The sequence below is a fragment of the Massilia sp. Masssp93 genome (assembly GCF_059491295.1).
The window spans coordinates 2524199-2543073 of record NZ_CP168502.1 but is presented as its reverse complement, the minus strand read 5'-3'; the positions used below and the strand labels follow the sequence as shown (position 1 = coordinate 2543073).

The following is an 18875-nucleotide window of genomic DNA, read 5'->3' as shown; positions in this document are numbered from 1 at the left end:
TCAGGTTCCTCCGCCGCCTCCGCCGCCTCCGCCGCCACCACCGCCACCGCCACCGAATCCACCGTTCCCGAAGCCGCCATTGCCCCGTCCGCCCGGGCCGCCGCGGAACATGCCGCGGCCGCCATTGCGGATGCGCTCGTCTCCCGGCACGCCGCCCCACTGGTAGCGCAGGCCGATCTGGACGATGCGCGGCTGGCTCACGTTGAGCGTATGGAGGCGCAGCACCTCGTTCTCGACGTCGCTTTCCATATTCCCGGTGTGGAACACGTTGTTCACGTTCAGGTTCAGCGACAGGCGCTGGCTGATGTTGTGCCGCCACGTGAAATTCGTCATCGTGAAGGCGCTGTTGGTGCCCTGCCCGTTCAGGCTCGCGCCATTGCGGTTCACGCTCAGCTGCAGCGATTCCATGCCGGCCTGGTACGCCAGCCGCAGCTTGATGTTTTCCCGGTGATTCGATTGTTCGACGCTCGTCATGGCGGCGGCGAAGTTCGAGATGCGCTGGCGCTTCTCGTCGGCGAGCGTCGCCCCCAGATTGGCCGACAGGCCGCGCAGGAACAGCTGGCGCACGTTGAAGTTCAACTCGATGCCGACGGAATCGTTCGCGCCGAAGTTGATGGGCGACGTGACGATCACGTTCGGATCGGACGCCAATGTATAGCTGCGGTTGCCGATCACGGGCGATTCGCGTCGCTTGAACAGCACGAAGCTGCTGTCGACCCCGGCAATGCGGTCGCGGTAGGCCAGCTCGAAATTGTCGTTGTTCACCGGCTGCAGATGCGGATTGCCCTGGCGCGCATAGAAATCGCTCAGGTAGACGAGGTTCGGATTCAGGTCGCGCTCGTTCGGCCGCGCGATGCGCCGCGACGCGCGCAGCTGCAGCGAGCCGTTTTCGCCGATGTCGCGCGTGACGTAGAAACTCGGCAGCCAGTTCATGTAGTAATACTTGTCCTCCTCGTTCAGCAGCGGCTGGTGCACGTCGAGTTCCGTGTATTCGCCGCGCAGGCCGCCCTGGAGGCTGAGGTTCTTGAACAGCGTCGTGCCCAGGATGCCGTAGACGGCAGCATTGCGGTCGTTCGATTCGAAATCGCTGATGCGGCTCGCCACCGGCACGTACTCGCCCGTCACGGGGTCCTGCGCGAGGTAGTCCGCCGGGTTGCTGTTCCTGCTGTCCGCGACCTTGGCGCCGGCCTTCAGGTGCCACGTGTCCCAGACGTTGCGCTCGTAGTCGACGGAGATGTCGAGGATGCGGTTGCGCCGGTCGGACGAGCGCAGGCTGTTCGCGACGAACGGCGTGGGACGCAACCGGTAGTCGTAGAACACGGACGAATCGGAATCGTTGTTCTGGCCCGTGTAGCGCAGGTCGAACTTGAGGTCTTCGCCCGGCTGGCCGCTCTTGTGATCGTACGACGCGCCGATGCCGAAGTTCTCGGCCGGCGAGCGGCTTTGCGAACGGTTCGTGAAATCGGCCAGCGGGTCCATATCGCCGGCATAGCGCTGCGTCGTGCCGGCGCCGTCGCTCTCGCTCCGGATCTTCGAGTAGCTGGCGGTCGCCCCGAACTGGTCCCGTTCGCCGACGTTGTACGTGAACGTGGACGACATGTTCAGCGACTTCGACTTGATCTGCCGGTTGGTCACCGTGTTCTGGCCATCGGTGACGGCGCCCGTGGCCGGATCGAGGTCCTGGCGCTGCGATTCGCTGTGGACGTTGCGCACCCGCTCGGCCACGCCGACGTTGCCGCTGATCGAATATGGACCTTCCGCGTGCTCGCCATTCAGGAACGCGTTGCCCCGGCCCTGGGTGCCCTTGTTGGCGCTCAGGTTGGCGCGCGAACCCGCCTTGCGGTTGCGCTTGAGGACCAGGTTGATGATCGGCCCGTTGCCGCCCTCGTTGCCGAACTCGGCGCCCGGCACGTTGATGACCTCGACGGATTCGATGGCCTCGGCCGGGAACGCATTCAGCGCGTCGCCCCGGTTCTGGCCCTGGAATTGCGCATCGCGCTTGCCGTTGACCATGATCTGCACGTTCTGGTTGCCGCGCAGGGCCACGTTGCCGTCCTGGTCGACCGTAACGGACGGAACGTTGTTCAGGATATCGGCCGCGGACGCATTGCTGACGCTGATGTCGTTCTTGAGGTCGTAGACGTCGCGGTCGATCTTGTTGGCCGGGCGCGCGGCCACCACTTCGACGGTGGCGACGCCGTCGTCGGCGCCGGCACCCGGGGGCTGCGTGCCGCTCGTGACGCCAGGCGCAGCCTGGCCGTCGCCGGCCGGCGCGGCCTTGGCCGGGGCCGGGGCCGACCTGGCGGGCGGTTTGTCGCGAACGGGTTCGGGGGCCGTGGTCTGGGCACGCAGCGGTTGCGCGGCGAGACAGCTCAGGAGTAATGCGGGCAAGACCTTCAGCGCCAGCCCGTCTCGGGCGGCGAACGTGGTATGAGTCATCGGTTAGTCAGGTTGTGATAGATGCCGGGTGCATGAACGTAACGCGGCGGCGGGCGCGCGGATGACGCCGGCTCCAAACACTCATCGTCTTGATCGCATGTCAAGACAGGTCCGGAGCCGCGCGACGGGCGCCGGCCAGCTTCGCTCCAGTTCAGTATTCCCGTGCCGACCCGCTAAAGTTCCAACTATCTGCGCACGGGCGCATTCGTCAACGCCTTCGCCGGATCCGGGTTCTGCGTCAGCTGGTTGATGATGCCCTGGGCGTCTTCCAGACCGGCATTGTATTCGACGTCCTGCATCATGCTGATCTGGTCGAGGGTCCATTCGCTGCTGCCGCCGCCTTCCTGCGCCAGCCGCATGTCGGCGGCGATGGCGGCGAGGGTCAGGCCGGCATCCAGGCGGCGCTGGAATTGCGCGGCCCACGCTGCCGTGGCCGGATCGCGCCGATCGGTCACGAGCATGTGGAGGATGTGCTCGGCCCGGGGCGCGTCGACGAGATAGCAGTACGCCAGCACGGCCGCGCGCGCCAGCGGCCCCGAATCGCGCGTCGTGCGCCAGGCGGCAATGACGCCGTCCAGCGCCGCGCGGCTGGGCGCGCCGTCCGCCAGCAGCGACAGGTCCAGCTGCGCCAGCGCGACGGCACCGGCACCGGGGTCGCGCTCGCGCGCTCGCGCGAGGCTGGCGCGGGCGGCGTCGAGGTAGGGCCCGCGCGCGCCGGGGGCCGCGCGGGCGGCCAGTTTCAGGTTGGCCCGGCCCAGCAACAGCAGCACGTCGGCGCCGGCATCCGCGCGGCGCGCGGCGCCTTGCAGCCACGGCAGCGCGGCGGCGGGATCGCCCCAGTCGACGCGGGCGCGGCTCAGCGCCAGCTGTCCGGCGTCGACGTTCGGCACGGCGCCCGCATCCGCCGTCAGCGTGCGCAACAGCGCTTCCCCCTGCGCCCGCGCGGGACAGGCCTTGAGCGCGGCGTCGGCCAGCAGGAAACTGCCGGACGTCGCGGACATGGTCGAGAACACGGGTTCCGGCGGCGCGCCCGGCGGCAGGTCGACGCGCAGCACCTCGGCCGCCTGCAGCCGGTAGCGCCACAGCGTGGACGACGCGTCGTCCACCTTGAGCCCGAACGCATCGTGCAGCGCGGCGGCCGGATTGCCGCCCTTGTACACGGCGTTCAGGAACGTCCCGAGCCGCTGGCGGCGCGCGCTGGAGCCGAGGATGTAGTGCGCGAGGATCCAAGACCGCGCCTCGAATTCCACGCTCGCGGCAACGGCCCGCGCGCCGCCGAGATCTCCCAGCGGGTTCGGCCCCAGCACGTCGTCGTAGTCGAGGTTGTAGCGATGGCCCTGGTCGAGGAAGGCAAAGTAGCGGCCCACGCCGGGCGGCGTGCGGCCGATCACCATCTGCTTCGCGCCGAAACGCACGCCGGCAAAATAGTTGGCGAAGCCCTCGACCCAGGCCGACGGGCCGCGCACGTCCGTGTGACGGTACAGGAAGTGACGGGCATACGCTTCCGAGACGTACGAGAGCCCTTCGTCCAGCGGCGCCTTGGCGAGCCGGTCGTCCGCGATCGCGGCGAGCGGTGCCGTCCGCACGAGGAAGCCCTGCGCACCGTCCGCGCAATCGCGGAACAGTGCGATGCCGTCCGCCGGCCGGTCCGCCGCCACGCGATCCAGGTCGCGCACGTCGTTCAGGTAGACGAGGTTCAGCTTGGGTTCCGCGCCGGGGCCCGCCGCGCGGTAGTCGTCCGTGTAGACGCGCAGCAGGCCGTCGAGGCGCTCCAGATGCTCGACGAGCCGGCCGACGTCCTCGCGCGGCGCGTCCGACAGGACGACCACGTGCGCGCTCTCGGCCCGTATCCACGGCGACGTGCCGCGCTGGCCCGTGACGACGATACTCTGCGGCCCGGCATCGTCCGCCGCGCATGTGCCGCCCACGAGCGCGCAGGCCGCAACCACGGCCGCCGCCGTCCTTTTGAATGGTAATGCCACGATCCCGGACTCCCCAGCAAGAATTGACGAAGATATAAGCTTGTCATTCTAACCGTGTCGTCGCGGGATGCCTACGGGCGGGACTCAGTGGCGCACGTCCGGCTGCGGCCGCGCGGGCACGCCCTGCCCGGCCTGCCGCCGCGCCTTCACGCGCGCCGGCGTCGGCGCGGGTTGCGCCGGCGCCGTCGGCACGACGGCCGTGATCCGCACGTCCTTCAGCCGCCAGTCGATGCCCGGGCCGGCCTCGGCCGCGAGCTCGGACCGGCCTTCGATGCGCACGGACCGGCCGTTGATGCGCGTGTGGGCCGAGCGCCATTCCACCAGCGCCTGCGGCAGGTCCGGGACATCCGGCGCGATGCCGTGCACGGTGGCGCCGGAGACGACGAGTTCGCCGAGGCGCGCCGCGCCGTCCGGCCGGCCCGTCCCGGTGGAGCCGCCGCCAGCGCCGTCGGGCGGCAGGCCCGCCGCGCACGCGCAGGCGCCGGCCAGCGTGCCGTCCAGGCCGGCGAACAGCCTGTCCACGTGGCCCCGCAGCGCCAGGTAGCGGCGCGCCTGCAGCGCGCCATGGTCCCACAGCGCGGCGCGCAGGCCAGGGTCGCGGTCCAGCTTCGAATTCGCCCCGAGCGGCACGCCGGCCGCCGCCCCGACGGCCGTGCCGTCCATGACGATGCGGTCGACCTGCACGAGCTTGTCGCGGCGCTGCGCGGCCGCGCTGGCCGGCGCCTCGTCCTCGCCGCGCGCGGCCTCCATGCGCCGGTTGATGGCGTCCACGAAGCCGAGCTCCTGGTTCAGCGCGAGGTTGCCGGCCAGCGCATTGCGCAGGTCCCAGATCTCGCCGCGGGAGAATGCGATGCGGGGCAGCGCGTGCGGCCCGTCCGCCTCGGCCTTCGCCTGGGTCGGATTGATCTGCACGACCCAGATCTCGTCCGGTTTGCGCGCGTCGTCCGTCACGCCCGACAGGAAGTTACGGATCGGCGGGTTCTGCGAAAACAGGCCGTCCCACAACGTCAGCGGCCGCTGCGCCAGGGTCAGGTCGTCGGTGCCCGCCATCTCGTGGGCGCGGAACAGCCAGGGCACGGCGGCGGACGCGAGCACGGCGTCGATCGAGATCCCGCCGTCGCCCGGCGCCCGCTCTGAACTGAAGGCGACGAACTCGCCCTCGTGCAGCTCCACGGCGCCCAGCAGCAGGCGCGGGATGGGCCGCAGCGCGCGCCGCACGGCGGTGGCCAGTTCGCCCAGCGCCTCCGCGTCGAAGCGGACGGCCGGCGGATGCCAGTCCGCGAGCGCGGCGTGCAGCAGGCTGCCCTCGCCGACGCCGATCCGGTCCATGCGCGCGCGCAGGCGGTCGGCGGCGCCCAGCTTGTCCGCGATCCGCCTTTCGACCGCGCCGCGGTCGGCGCGGTAGCGCTCCTGGCAGGGCGCGCCGGCCGGGAACACGGCCGCTTCCAGGTCGCTGCGCAGCCAGCGCTCCGCCTCGACGGGAATGCTGGCGAACTCGCCCAGCAAGGCGACGAGCGGCCAGTCCACGCCGGGTTGCAGCAGTGCCGGCAGCGAAAAGAAATCGGGGCGCATCCACGGATTGTCCGTGCCGAGCATGCGCGCGAGCGCCGGCCAGGCCGTCGCGTTCAGCAGTTCCAGTCCGGCCAGCGGCAGCACGTAGGGGCTCGACTTGATGTCCCAGCCGCCCATGGCGGCCATATCGGCCAGGCCGCGGCAGAACCGGTTGACCGACGCTTCCGCGACGCCGAGCGCGGAATTGCCTTGCCAAAAGGCGTCCAGCCGGCGCCCGGCGTCCGTTGCGCCGCCCGTGATGAAGCCGTACCAGCCGAGCAGCGCGCTGATCGCGCCGCCCGACGTGCCGCTGATGGCGACCAGCGCCGTGCGCTCGGGCCCGTCCCCGGCGTCGGCATGCGCCGCCGGCAGGTTGTCGAATTGTTCGAGCAGGACGGGCAGGACGCCGCCCGTGTAGGCGGCGTGGCTCCCGCCGCCCTGGCAGGCGATTGCGATGTGATTCGTTGCCATATGACCTCCTTGACGGCCGCACATTGGCAACCGACATACCGGCATCCGGCCGCCCGGACGTCATGTCGGCGCGGCCCCGCATTCCTCCCGCACCGTTAGGCAGGAGGCGGCGCGGCGGGTTCCCGGCTGGGGCGGCAACGATCCCGCATTTGCTATCGGTTGCTGTCTATTGCTTTATTGAAATGCGTCACGAATAATAGGGGCATGACCACTCCCGACCGCACCATGAAGCAACCGGAAGACCTCAGCACGATCGAATTGCCGCTCGACGCGGCGCAGGCGAAAAAGCGCGGCCGTCCGCCCAAGGACGACAAGCTCAGCGACGCGGAGCGGGCCCGCCGCTACCGCGCGCGCCAGAAGATGCTGCCGAAGGGCGCCTGGAACTACGACCAGGTGACGGCGCTCGCGCGCGCGGAAATCGAGCGGCTGGTGCACGGCGCGGCGGCGCGTCCGGCCGGTGAGGCGGAACTGGTGGCGCAATGGGCCTACGGCATGTTCCTGCTGTGGGACCGCGTGACGGCCCAGCGCCAGCAGGCGGCCGACCGGGCGGCGTTGCTGGCGCTCGTCTCGGGCTGATCGGTTCGGGCTGATCGATTCGGGGCCAGCCGACCTCCTTGACGGGGACCCGATGTCGCGCGGGCGGCCTCTCGAACTTGGGTTCCCGCCTCCGCGGGAATGACGTAACAATTGATGCCGCCGGCCTTCAGTCGGATAGACCCTGATCGAGCCCGAGCCGGTCGGCGTGGGTATAGCAGACGAAGTCCGGCCCGCGCGCGAACGCAAGCAAGGTCATGCCCGCCCGGTCGGCCAGGTCGACGGCCGCCAGCGTCGGCGCGGACATCCCGACGAGCGCGGAAACGCCCGCCATGGCCGCCTTCTGCGCCATTTCGAAACTGACCCGGCTCGTGATCAGGAAGAAGCCGTCGCCGGGGCGCACCTGGCCGCGCGCCAGTGCGCCGATCACCTTGTCCAGCGCATTGTGGCGGCCGACGTCCTCGCGCACGATGCGCACCGCGCCGTCCATGCCGCACCAGGCGACCGCGTGGGCGGCGCCGGTCTGGCGGGTGAGCGCCTGCGCCGCGCCGATCGCGGCCACCGCGCGGCGCACGCCGGACGCGTTAAAACCCTGCGCGGGCCGCAGCGCCGGCAAGGCGCGGCAGACCTGGTCCAGGCTGTCGACGCCGCACAGGCCGCAGCCCGTGCGCCCCGCCAGGCTGCGGCGGCGCTCCTTCAGCGCCATGAAGGCACTGCCGGCGATCTCGATCTGCACGGCGATGCCGCCGGCGTCCGGCTCGACCTCGATCCCGTAGCACTGGCCCGGCCCCGCGATGATGCCCTCGGACAGCGAAAAGCCGAGCGCGAATTCTTCCAGGTCGGCGGGCGTCGCCATCATGACGGCGTGTGAAATGCCGTTGTAGACGAGTGCGACGGGCACCTCGTCGACCAGCATGTCGTCCACCTCCGCGATTGCCCCCGCGCGCATGCGCAGCACGCGGCGGGCGCGCGCCGGCGGCGGGAGGGCCGGCTCTGGCGGGAGGGCGGGCTCCGGCGGGAGGGCGGGCTCCGGCGGGTAATCGGGCGAATTCATCGGTTCAAGCCATGCGCGACGCGGGAGCGCCGATCATATCAGACGCCCGCGTCCCGCAAGCCGTCGAGGTCGCGGGGCTCGGCGATCGCGATGCCGTTGCGCTCGGCCCGGAAGCGCTTCGACATCGCGTACACGGCCTTGCGCACGCGCATGATGGACCCGAGCGGCCGGTGCGCGGCCAGTGCGTGCCACGGGTTGAACTGCATGCCCTCGTCGATGCGGCGCGCCAGCGTGTCGCCGTACGCCTTCTGCGCCGGCGCGCGCAGGCGCGCCACCGTCACGTAGGGGCTCGCGGCCTGCGGCCATTCGACGGACGCGTCCTCGATCGGCATCGTCTCCAGGTCGGTGCACAGCTGCACGCGCACTTCCCATTCGCCGCCCTGGCCGGCGAAATGGCCCACGACGGCGTCGCGCAGGCCGTCCGGCCTGTCCTGCAGGTCGACCGGGCTGCCCGCGAGCGCCGTCAACGCCGGCGCGACGGGCGCCACCTGCACCTTCGCCATGTAGCGGCCGTACAGGATCGGCGCCTGGCTGTAATAGGTGTCGCCGAGCGGATGCGTTTCCGGGTGGCCGCCCAGCGCCTTGATCGTCGCGCTTTCCGCGCCGACGGCTTCCAGCGCGTGCTCCGTGCCGCGCGCCACCGCCGAGAACAGGCGCTTGAGGTTCGGCGCCTTGTCCGTCGTCGCGGCCAGCAGCCTGGCGCCGCCGAGGAATTTCTTCGCGGTCGGCGCGTTGAACACGGGGCCGTTGACGAGCACGAAGTCCTGCGTGACGTCGTTCTCGCTGCCCTCGACCCGCGCGCCCGGCACGCCGACGACCTTGATCGCCATGCCGCGCGGCGTGGACACGTCGTCGCCGAGGATGTCGCCCGGCGTCGTCGACAGGCGCATCACGACGGGATACGTGCCGGGCGCGGCGAACAGGCCCTGCGCGTACGCCTCGGGCAGGCCGGCTTCCACGGTCAGCTCGCCCAGCAGCAGGCCGTGCGTCTTGGCGTGCACGCTGCGCAGCGCCCGGCCGGAATCCTCGTACGTCTTCGTGGAGATACTGCGCATCGTCGTCTGCAGGTCGAAGGCCGTCTGCGCTTCGTCGTCTTCGGGGGTCTCGAAGGCGGGTTCGTAAGGAATCGGCGGGTTCATGGCGGGATCCGGTTGGGTTGGAATGATGATGTGCAGATCATGGCCGGGTTCGCTGCGGCGCTCTGTGCAGGGCCGTACGCACGACGACGCGTTGCCGAATTCGCGTGTGCGCTGTCGAACAGACACCGCCCGAAGGTTGGGTACAAGCTACTACTATTGAGCCAATATGTCTCTTGACCGACACGGAGTCCCGACATGAGCAAGCAAGGCGGCAAGGAGCCCGGCAAGACGGGCGAACCCAACGAACCCAAGGTCCCGGCCGGCGGCTGGGGCTCGCTGAAGGAAGTCGGCACGATCCTGTTCAGGGAGCGCGTCCCGTTCGAGGGCGCGCAGTTGCTGATGCACCAGAACAAGCCGGACGGCTTCATGTGCGTCAGCTGTTCCTGGGCCAAGCCGGCGCATCCGCACCCGGCCGAGTTCTGCGAGAGCGGCGCCAAGGCGACGGCGTGGGAAGTGACGAGCAAGCACATCGGCGCCGACTTCTTCAAGCGCCATACGCTGCGCGAGCTCGAAGGCTGGCACGACCACGAGCTGGAAGAAGCGGGCCGCCTGACCGTGCCCATGCGCTACGACGGCGCCCTCGACCGCTACGTCGAGATCTCCTGGGACCGGGCATTCGCCGAAATCGGTGCCGAGCTGCGCAAGATGGACCCGAAGAACGTCGTGTTCTACAGCTCGGGCCGGGCATCGCTGGAAACGTCGTACATGTACCAGCTGCTGGCGCGCATGTACGGCAACAACAACTTGCCGGACAGCTCGAACATGTGCCACGAGAGCACGTCGGTCGCGCTGCCCAAGACCATCGGCGTGCCGATCGGGACCGTCGTGCTGGACGACTTCGACCAGACCGACTGCATCTTCTTCTTCGGCCAGAACGTGGGCGTGAACAGCCCGCGCATGCTGCACCAGTTGCAGGAGGCCCGCAAGCGCGGCGTGCCCATCGTCACGTTCAATCCGCTGCGCGAGCGGGGCCTCGTCAGCTTCGTCAACCCGCAATCGCCGACGGAAATGCTCACCGGCCACGAGACGGTGATCAGTACCCAGTACCACCAGGTCAAGGCCGGCGGCGACACGGCCGCGCTGATGGGCCTGTGCAAGGCCGTGCTGGAGGCCGACGACCGCGCCGTCGCGGAAGGCGGTCCGCGCGCGGTCGACGCCGCGTTCATCGCCGAGCACTGCCACGGCTTCGACGAATTCGCGGCCGCCGCGCGCGCCTGCGGCTGGGACGAGATCGAGCGCGAAGCCGGCCTCACGCGCGCCCAGATCGAACAGGCGGCAGGCACCTACATCCACGCGAAAAGCGTCATCGGCGTGTACGGCATGGGTCTCACGCAGCACCGCAACGGCGTGCAGAACGTGCAGATGCTCGTCAATTTCCTGCTGCTGCGGGGGAATATCGGCAAGCCGGGCGCCGGCATCTGCCCCGTGCGCGGCCACTCGAACGTGCAGGGCCAGCGCACCGTCGGCATCACGGAAAAACCGGAGCTGGCGCCGCTCGACAAGCTGAAGGAGCTGTACGGCTTCGAGCCGCCGCGCGACAAGGGCATGAACACGGTCGAGGCCTGCGAGGCGATCCGCGACCGCAAGGCACAGGCCCTGATCAGCCTTGGCGGCAACCTCGTGCGCGCGGTGCCGGAACATGGCGTGATGGACGCCGCCTGGCGCGCGTTGCCGCTGACCGTGCAGATCTCGACCAAGCTGAACCGCAGCCACCTCGTGCACGGCAAGACGGCGTACCTCCTGCCGTGCCTGGGCCGCATCGAGATTGACCGCCAGGCGGGCGGCGAGCAGTCGGTGTCGATGGAGGATTCGACCGGCTGCATGCACGGCTCGCGCGGGCGCGCGGAGCCGGTGGCGGACACGCTGCTGTCCGAACCGGCGATCGTGGCCGGCATCGCGAAAGCGACGCTGGATGCGAATCCGAAAGTCGACTGGGACGGCTGGGTGGCCGATTACGCGAAGGTGCGCGACGCGATCGCCGCCACCTATCCGAAGATCTTCCACGACTTCAACGAGCGCATGTGGACGCCGGGCGGCTTCCGCAAGCCGGTCGCCGCGTCCAAGCGGGAATGGAAGACGCCGACCGGCAAGGCCAATTTCACGGTGCCGGACACCCTGTCGACCGACCCGGACATGCCGGTGCCGGCCGACGCCCTGCGCCTGTTCACGGTGCGCAGCGATGGTCAGTTCAACACCACCATCTACAGCCTCGAAGACCGCTTCCGCGGCACGACCGACCGCAAGGTGCTCCTCATGGCCGGCGCCGACATGGCCCGCCTGGGCCTCGCGGACGGCGACATCGTGACGGCCAGCACGGCCGTCGACGACGGCATCGAGCGCAAGGTCGAGGGTTTGAGCGTGAAGGAATACGGCGTGCCGGCGGGCTGCGTGGCCGGCTATTATCCGGAGTGCAATCCGCTGATTCCGCTTTGGCATTACGCGAAGGAAAGCAAGGTGCCGGCGGCGAAATCGATCGCCATCCGCATCGAGCGCACGGGCGGTCCGGCGCGGCCGCTGCATTGACTGGCGGCATCATTCCGGGGCGGCGGCGGACGCCCCGGTGGACGAACTCGTAAATATTGCTGTCACACGTTGTGATTATTTGATAGATTCCTGAGTGCATCAGCGGAATCGATAATAACGTGATACGACAGCCATGACCTCGCTACTCAGCCCCAACTCGCCCGAGCAAGATTTCGACGCCGCCGCATATTGCTCCACCCGCCAGGCGGCAGCCCTGCTCGGCGTGTCGCACCGGACGGTGCAATTGTGGGTGGAAAGCGGCCTGCTGTCGGCGTGGAAAACTGCCGGGGGCCACCGCCGCATCGCCGTGGCGTCGATCGAGCGCCACGTCGAGCGGCGCCGCCAGGCGATGCTCGACCGCACGGCGCCTGCCCGCTACAAGGTGCTGCTCGTGGACGACGACGCGGCGATGCTGGCGCTGTATGAGTCCACGCTCTCGGGCGGCGACCTGCCGCTGGACGTCGTCCGGGCCGGCAACGGCTTCGAGGCGCTGATCCGCATCGGCGAGACGCAGCCAAACCTGCTCGTCGGCGACCTCAGCATGCCGGGCGTGGACGGCCTGCGCATGATCCGCACGCTGCGCGCGAGCCAGGCATACCGGGACATGGCCATCGTCGTGATCAGCGGCCTCGATCCGACGACGATCCGGGCCATGGGATTGCCGGACGACATCCCCGTCCTGCCCAGGCCGGTGGCGCCCGACGCCCTGCGCGCGGCCGTCGAGGCGGCACTGCACGGCGCGGCCTGGGTCGCGCACGAGGAACGGTGACATAAGCCGTTGATCTGGCTATAATTTCCGCCTTTCGCGCCTCGCCAGGAAACCGCCATGTCACTGCTCGCCCACCAGCTCGAACTGCTGTCCCCCGCCAAAACCGCCGAGATCGGCCGCGAAGCCATCCTGCACGGCGCCGACGCGGTCTACATCGGCGGCCCCGCGTTCGGCGCGCGCCACAACGCGAGCAATACGCTGGAAGACATCGCGGCCCTCGTCGAATTCGCGCACCGTTACCGCGCGCGTATTTTCGTGACGATGAACACGATCCTGCACGATGCCGAACTCGAGACCGCGCGCAGCCAGATCCATCAACTGTACGACGCCGGCGTCGACGCGCTGATCGTGCAGGACATGGCCATGTTCGAGTTGGACCTGCCGCCGATCCAGCTGCACGCCAGCACCCAGTGCGACATCCGCACGGTCGAGAAGGCGAAATTCCTGTCGCAGGTCGGGTTCTCGCAACTCGTGCTGGCGCGCGAGCTGACCATCGAGCAGATCAAGGCGATCCGCGCCCAGGTCGACACGCCGCTGGAATACTTCATCCACGGCGCGCTGTGCGTCGCGTTCTCCGGCCAGTGCTACATCTCGCACGCGGACACCGGCCGCAGCGCCAACCGGGGCGACTGCTCGCAGGCGTGCCGCCTGCCGTACACGCTGTCCGACGGCCAGGGCCGCGTCGTCGCCTACGAAAAACACCTGCTGTCGATGAAGGACAACGACCAGAGCCGCAACCTGGAAGCGCTCGTCGACGCCGGCATCCGTTCCTTCAAGATCGAAGGCCGCTACAAGGACATGGGCTATGTGAAGAACATCACGGCCCATTACCGCCTGCTGCTGGACGAGATCCTGGAGCGCCGCCCGGAACTGGCGCGCGCGTCGAGCGGCCGGACGCAGGTCATGTTCACGCCCGACGTCGACAAGAATTTCCACCGCGGCCACACGGATTATTTCGCCCAGGGCCGCCAACAGGCCATCGGCGCCTTCGATTCGCCGAAATACGTCGGCGTGGAACTGGGCACGGTCGCGCGCATCGGCGGCGACAATTTCGATCTCGTCACGACCGAGGCGATGGCCAATGGCGACGGCCTGAACTACATGCACAAGCGCGACACCGTCGGCATCCAGGCCAATACCGTGCAAAAGCTCGGCGAGGATGGCGACGGCCAGCGCTGGCGCGTGTTCCCGAACGAAGGCCTCGCCACGCTGCCGGGCCTGAAGGTCGGCACCGTCGTCCACCGCAACCGCGACCATCAGTGGGAAGCCACGCTGTCGAAAAAATCGTCGGACCGCAAGGTGCGCGTGGACCTGCGCCTGGAAGACGTCGCCGGCGGCCTGCGCCTGACCGTCACGGACGAGGACGGCATCGCGACGACGACCGACGCGGCGCTGGCCCTGCAGCCGGCCCAGCAGGCCGAACAGGCACTGGCGGGCCTGCGCGCGAGCGTGGGCAAGCTGGGGAACACGATGTTCGAGGCGGGCGCGATCGACGTCGCGCTGTCGCAACCGTGGTTCGTGCCCGCGAGCGCCATCAACGGCCTGCGCCGCGACGCCATCGCCGCCCAGGAAGCGGCGCGCCTGGCCGCCTGGCAGCGCCCGCAACGCGCGCAAGCGGCGCAGCCGCCGGCCGCGTATCCGGAAACGCATTTGAGCTACCTGGCCAATGTGTACAACGAAAAGGCGCGCGCGTTCTATCACAAGCACGGCGTGCAGCTGATCGCCGCCGCGTACGAATCGCACGAGGAACCGGGAGAAGTGCCGCTGATGATCACCAAGCACTGCCTGCGCTTCTCGTTCAACCTGTGCCCCAAGCAGGCGAAGGGCGTACAGGGCGTGCAGGGCCAGGTGCGCGCCGAGCCGATGACCCTCGTCAGCGGCGACGAGCGCTACACGCTGAAATTCGATTGCAAGCCGTGCGAGATGCACGTGGTCGGCGCGATGAAGCCCGGCATCCTGAATTCGCCGCCGCCGTCCGCCATTCCGTACAGCCCGCTCGTGTTCCACCGCCAGCGGCCGCGCGCCTGAAGGTCCGCCGCGTCCGCCGAGCGGGCGCGCCATCCTCCTCACGCTGCCGCCCTTCCGGCGGCACGCATCCCAATCCGTATTCGGGCGGAATCCTGCCTTGTTGTGCGCCGCAAAAAAAGCAACGCGGCGTTATGGCACGCTTGACACATGTAACCGAAAAGTACAAAGTTGTAACTCACTGTAACAAACTGCCGCGTCGGATAGGACGGCCGCTGCATGAGCCGGTGCGCACGGCCGACACGCGCGCCGGGCACGCACGCGGTCGTGCGCACCCTTCGAATGCGTCTGCCGTCCAGTTTGTATCGTCCGCCACGAATGTTTCGCACGAGGCATAATGTTGATCAAAGTTCAACTGATAGTAAGAAATTGCCAACAGGCTACTGAGCGGCATAATTCTTGCGGATAGTTACACTTGTAAAGATTGCCGGTTCTCCCGTTCGTCCGCCGCGCTGCGTGAACCGGCCGACTGCCCGAAGGAGGATGGATGACCCGAAAACGCTTGCTGTGCATTGCCCCGGACGACCAGGGCGCCCGTGCCCTGCTGGACGAGGCGATGCACGACTGGGAGATCCGCAGTTTCTGCAACCTCGGCGACGCCGGGCGCGAACTGCGCGACGACCGCTACCTGGTCGGCCTGCTCGTGCACGACCGCGAGCAGCACCGCCCGGCCGACGTCGACACCTTCCTGCGCCGCCACAGCCACATGCAATGGGTCGGCGTGTTCAACCCGCGCGACCTCGAATCCGGTCCGTGCCGCGACCTCGTCGTGGAACACCTGTGCGATTACCACACGGCCCCCGTCGACCCGGTGCGGCTGGCCCATACCCTCGGCCACGCGCACGGCTGGGCGGTGCTGCGCGGACGCCCGATCCACGCTGACGCGCCGGGGGACGATCCGGCGTCGCCGCTGATCGGCGCCTGCGACGCGATCGCGCGCCTGCGGGCGCAGGTCGCGCGCGTGGCCAAGGTCGCTGCGCCGGTGCTGATCTGGGGCGAAAGCGGCAGCGGCAAGGAGTTGACGGCCCAGGCGATCCACGCGCAGTCGGACCGCGCCGCCGGCCCGTTCGTGCCGATCAACTGCGGCGCCATCGCGCCCAGCCTGATCCATTCCGAGCTGTTCGGCTATGAACGGGGCGCGTTCACGGGCGCCACGCGCGGCAAGGCGGGCCTGATCGAATCGGCGGACGGCGGCACGCTGTTCCTCGACGAGATCGGCGACCTGCCCAAGGACCTCCAGGCGAACCTGCTGCGCTTTTTGCAGGAGAAGACGATCTGCCGCCTGGGCAGCACGCGCAACATCCGCGTCGACGTGCGCGTGATCGCCGCGTCGCACGTGCAGCTGCAGCAGGCCGTGGCGAGCGGCGCGTTCCGCGAAGACCTGTACTACCGGCTCGCCGTGCTGCCCGTGACGGTCCCGCCGCTGCGCGAACGGCGCGACGACCTCGTCACGCTGGCCGAGCACTTCTTCCACGTGTACGCGAGCGAAAAATCGCCGCGCCTGAAAGGGTTTTCCAACCGCGCGATCGAGGCGATCCTCGATCACGACTGGCCGGGCAATGTGCGCGAATTGATCAACCGGGTGCGGCGCGCGCTCGTCATGTCGGACGGGCGCCTGATCATGCCGGAAGACCTGGGGCTGACGCGCGGGATCGCCGCGCCGACGCCCGCGGCGCTGGACGACACGCGCCTGCGCTCGGAGCGGCGCGCCCTGCGCGAATGCCTCGACCGCAGCGGCCACAACGTGAGCCGGGCCGCGCGCGACCTGGGCGTCTCGCGCACGACGATGTACCGCTTGCTGAGCAAGCACGGCATGCGCGCGTGAGCGCCCGGCCGCGTGGGGCACAAGTGGACAAGGTGTCCACTTTTTTTTGTGTGTTGCCGTACCCAGCGATACACAGTTGTACCGTAACTGAAACACTTTTTCGATATTTTCGGTAAATCGTGCCGGACTTTCTCTGACAGACGTGTAGGAAGATACGCACAAAGTCAACAAAAACAATGGGTTAGCGAACTCTGCAGTATGGCTGGCACTGAAAGTGCAACGGGATGGATGTCGGCGCCACAGCCGACCCATCACCAACCATCAAACCCAGAGGGGAACTCGAATGAACAAGACCTTGCTCGTGACTGCTATTTCGCTCGCTTTCTCGTTGAGCGCACAAGCGCAGGACTCGAACCTCGCGCGCGGCGGCAGCACGGCCACGCAGACCACGACCCGTTCGACGGACAACAGTACCCACGACAACAGCAATAACAGTACGCACGACAACAGCAACAACAGCACGAACACCACCACCAACACCAGCACCGCGACGACCACGAACACCAACAACAGCACACACGACAACAGTACGCACGACAACAGCACGCACGACAACAGCGACCACAGCGTTACCACGACGAACACGGACAACAGCGACAACAGCACGCACGACAGCAGCAACAACAGCACCAACACGAGCACCAGCACGAGCACGAACAACAGCAACCACAGTTCCGGCAACGCGACGGCCTCCGCCATCGGCGGCACTGCCGCGAACAACGGCGGCACGGCCACGTCGACCTTCTCGAACAGCTTCAACACCTCGTCGGCCAACGCCACCGCGAACCTGAGCGGCAGCGTCTCCGGCAACACCATCCAGAACATCGGCAACGTCGCCACCAACACCGGTAACGCCAACGGCGCCGCCGGCACGGCCGGCGCCGGAGCAGCGGGCACGGGCGGCGGCATCACGGCCAGCACCGGCGCGGGCGGCGGCTCCGGCAATGCGAACGGCGCCGCGGGCGCCGCGGGCGGCTCGGCCTCGAATGGCGGCGCGAGCGCCGGCGCGGCGACTGCCGGCAGCGCGACCGCCGGTGCGGCCACCACCGGCGGCGCGACCGCCGGCGCGGGCGGCGCGGGCGGCATGGCCACGGGCGCGTCGAGCGGCGCGGGCGGCGCGGGCGCGGCCGGCGGCTTCGGCGGTTCGACCGGCGCCGCGAGCGCTTCGGGCGGCAACGGCGGCCTGACGGGCGGTGCGGCCGCTACCGGGGGCGCGGGCGCCGCCGGTGCAGCCGGCGGCCTGGCGTCGGGCGGCAACGGCGGCGCGACCGGCGCCACGACCGGTGGAAACGGCGGCGCCAGCGGCCCGACCACCGCCGGCATGGGCGGCATGGGCGGCGGCACGGGTGCGGCGACCGGCGGCGCGGGCGGCGCAGGCGCGGCCGGCGGTGCGGGCGGCGCCGGTGCGGCGGGCGCAGCCGGCGGTGCGGGCGGTGCGGGTGCGGCCGGCGCAGCCGGCGGTACGGGCGGTGCGGGTGCGGCCGGCGGCTCGGGTGGCTTCGGCGGTGCGGGCGGCCTGGCCGGCGCAGGCACCGGCGGCGGCTCGACGGCGGCCAACGCGGCCACCGGCGGCGCGGCCAGCAATGGCACCCACACGGCCACGTCGGGCGCTGGCGGTCTCAGCGGTAGCGGCAACGCGAACGCGGGCACGTCGACGGCCACGAGCGGCATGGCCACGGGCGGCGATTCGACCGCGACGGCCGGCATGGGAACTGGCGGCGCCGGCGGTGCCGGCGCGGCTGGCGCAGCCGGCGGCACGGGCGGTTCGGGCGCGGCCGGTGCGGCCGGCGGCGCGGGCGGTTCGGGTGCGGCCGGTGCGGCCGGCGGCATGGGCGGCTCGGGCGCGGCCGGTGCGGCCGGCGGTGCGGGCGGCTCGGGCGCCATGGCGTCGAATGCCGGCGGGGCCGGCGCAGCGGGCGGTGCCGCGACCGGCGCAGCCGGCGGTGCGGGCGGCGGCCTGACCTCGACGGCCGGTAACGGTGCGGCCAATTCCGGCGGCGCAGGCGGCGCGGGCGGTGCGGGTGCGGCCGGTACGGCGAGCTCGGGTGCAGGCGGTGCCGGTGCGGCCGGTACGGCAAGCTCGGGCGCCGCAGGTGCGGGCGCAGCGGGCGGTTCAGGTGCCGCCAGCGGCATGGCATCGAACACGGGCGGCGCAGGCGCAGCCGGCGGTGCGGCATCGACCGGGGCAGCCACGACCGGCTCGGCCACCAGCGGCGCGGCCACGACCGGCTCGGCCACGGTGGGTGACGCAACCGCCGGCAACGGCGGCAATGGCGGCAACGGCGGCACGACCAGCGGCGGCGCCGGCGGCGCGCTCGCCAACGTCACGGCCGGCATCGGTACCGGCGGCATGGGCGGCGCGGGCACCGGCGGCAATGGCGGCTCGAACTCCGTCAATGCCGGCACCTTCGACATGTCCAACACCATGAGCGGTGTCGGCCAGTCGGCGGCGGGCGTGATGGTCATCAGCCAGAACAACGGCTTCTCCTCGCTGATCCAGCAGAGCGTGAACGTCCAGAGCAACCTGGCTGTCGGCAAGTAATGCGGCGGACCGCCGTGCCCG

At 69.7% G+C, this 18875-nt stretch carries 11 protein-coding genes; 6 read left to right on the top strand and 5 right to left on the bottom strand.

Annotation, left to right across the window (positions count from 1 at the left end):
- The 3 genes from ACEN9Q_RS10555 to ACEN9Q_RS10545 all read right to left on the bottom strand — a co-directional run bounded on the left by ACEN9Q_RS10555 (position 1) and on the right by ACEN9Q_RS10545 (position 6443).
- Positions 1-2439: a TonB-dependent receptor domain-containing protein gene (locus ACEN9Q_RS10555; RefSeq protein ID WP_495628347.1), complete on the bottom strand. Its 2439-nt coding sequence runs from the start codon at positions 2437-2439 to the stop codon at positions 1-3.
- A gap of 185 nt (positions 2440-2624) precedes the next feature.
- Entirely contained in the window at positions 2625-4421 is a 1797-nt protein-coding gene (locus ACEN9Q_RS10550) for a hypothetical protein (RefSeq protein ID WP_495628346.1), read from the bottom strand.
- Between the two features lie 84 nt (positions 4422-4505).
- On the bottom strand, positions 4506-6443 hold the full coding sequence (locus ACEN9Q_RS10545) for a hypothetical protein (RefSeq protein WP_495628345.1): 1938 nt from the start codon (positions 6441-6443) through the stop codon (positions 4506-4508).
- A gap of 204 nt (positions 6444-6647) precedes the next feature.
- Here ACEN9Q_RS10545 and ACEN9Q_RS10540 point away from each other — a divergent pair, with 204 nt between their 5' ends.
- The gene (locus ACEN9Q_RS10540) at positions 6648-7019 is read left to right on the top strand and encodes a hypothetical protein (RefSeq protein WP_495628344.1); all 372 of its coding nucleotides are present in this window, start codon (positions 6648-6650) and stop codon (positions 7017-7019) included.
- A gap of 127 nt (positions 7020-7146) precedes the next feature.
- Here the strand turns inward: ACEN9Q_RS10540 and fdhD are convergent, their stop codons facing one another.
- Complete coding sequence (fdhD, locus tag ACEN9Q_RS10535; protein WP_495628343.1) at positions 7147-8031, bottom strand: formate dehydrogenase accessory sulfurtransferase FdhD; 885 nt, start codon at positions 8029-8031, stop codon at positions 7147-7149.
- Between the two features lie 38 nt (positions 8032-8069).
- Positions 8070-9170 (bottom strand): catalase family protein, encoded by a 1101-nt coding sequence (locus ACEN9Q_RS10530; protein ID WP_495628342.1) that lies wholly within the window; start codon positions 9168-9170, stop codon positions 8070-8072.
- 195 nt (positions 9171-9365) lie between these two features.
- Between ACEN9Q_RS10530 and ACEN9Q_RS10525 the strand changes: the two genes are divergently transcribed.
- From ACEN9Q_RS10525 to ACEN9Q_RS10505, 5 genes are all read left to right on the top strand, one after another.
- On the top strand, positions 9366-11693 hold the full coding sequence (locus ACEN9Q_RS10525) for an FdhF/YdeP family oxidoreductase (RefSeq protein WP_495628341.1): 2328 nt from the start codon (positions 9366-9368) through the stop codon (positions 11691-11693).
- Between the two features lie 133 nt (positions 11694-11826).
- Complete coding sequence (locus tag ACEN9Q_RS10520) at positions 11827-12462, top strand: response regulator (protein ID WP_056446612.1); 636 nt, start codon at positions 11827-11829, stop codon at positions 12460-12462.
- 57 nt (positions 12463-12519) lie between these two features.
- Positions 12520-14490 carry a peptidase U32 family protein gene (locus ACEN9Q_RS10515; RefSeq protein WP_495628340.1) on the top strand — a complete coding sequence of 657 codons (1971 nt, stop codon included), beginning with the start codon at positions 12520-12522 and terminating at the stop codon, positions 14488-14490.
- A gap of 484 nt (positions 14491-14974) precedes the next feature.
- Positions 14975-16312, top strand: a complete 1338-nt coding sequence (locus tag ACEN9Q_RS10510; RefSeq protein WP_495628339.1) for a sigma-54 dependent transcriptional regulator — start codon at positions 14975-14977, stop codon at positions 16310-16312.
- Between the two features lie 283 nt (positions 16313-16595).
- Entirely contained in the window at positions 16596-18854 is a 2259-nt protein-coding gene (locus ACEN9Q_RS10505) for a hypothetical protein (protein ID WP_495628338.1), read from the top strand.
- Positions 18855-18875: the final 21 nt, after the last annotated feature.

What these genes read in the sequence shown, in the direction of transcription:
- ACEN9Q_RS10545 (WP_495628345.1), bottom strand. Translation starts at nt 6,443, where the DNA reads ATGGCAACGAATCACATCGCAATCGCCTGCCAGGGCGGCGGGAGCCAC.
- ACEN9Q_RS10540 (WP_495628344.1), top strand. Translation starts at nt 6,648, where the DNA reads ATGACCACTCCCGACCGCACCATGAAGCAACCGGAAGACCTCAGCACG.
- ACEN9Q_RS10505 (WP_495628338.1), top strand. Translation starts at nt 16,596, where the DNA reads ATGAACAAGACCTTGCTCGTGACTGCTATTTCGCTCGCTTTCTCGTTG.
- ACEN9Q_RS10520 (WP_056446612.1), top strand. Translation starts at nt 11,827, where the DNA reads ATGACCTCGCTACTCAGCCCCAACTCGCCCGAGCAAGATTTCGACGCC.
- ACEN9Q_RS10510 (WP_495628339.1), top strand. Translation starts at nt 14,975, where the DNA reads ATGACCCGAAAACGCTTGCTGTGCATTGCCCCGGACGACCAGGGCGCC.
- ACEN9Q_RS10530 (WP_495628342.1), bottom strand. Translation starts at nt 9,170, where the DNA reads ATGAACCCGCCGATTCCTTACGAACCCGCCTTCGAGACCCCCGAAGAC.
- ACEN9Q_RS10515 (WP_495628340.1), top strand. Translation starts at nt 12,520, where the DNA reads ATGTCACTGCTCGCCCACCAGCTCGAACTGCTGTCCCCCGCCAAAACC.
- fdhD (WP_495628343.1), bottom strand. Translation starts at nt 8,031, where the DNA reads ATGAATTCGCCCGATTACCCGCCGGAGCCCGCCCTCCCGCCGGAGCCC.
- ACEN9Q_RS10555 (WP_495628347.1), bottom strand. Translation starts at nt 2,439, where the DNA reads ATGACTCATACCACGTTCGCCGCCCGAGACGGGCTGGCGCTGAAGGTC.
- ACEN9Q_RS10525 (WP_495628341.1), top strand. Translation starts at nt 9,366, where the DNA reads ATGAGCAAGCAAGGCGGCAAGGAGCCCGGCAAGACGGGCGAACCCAAC.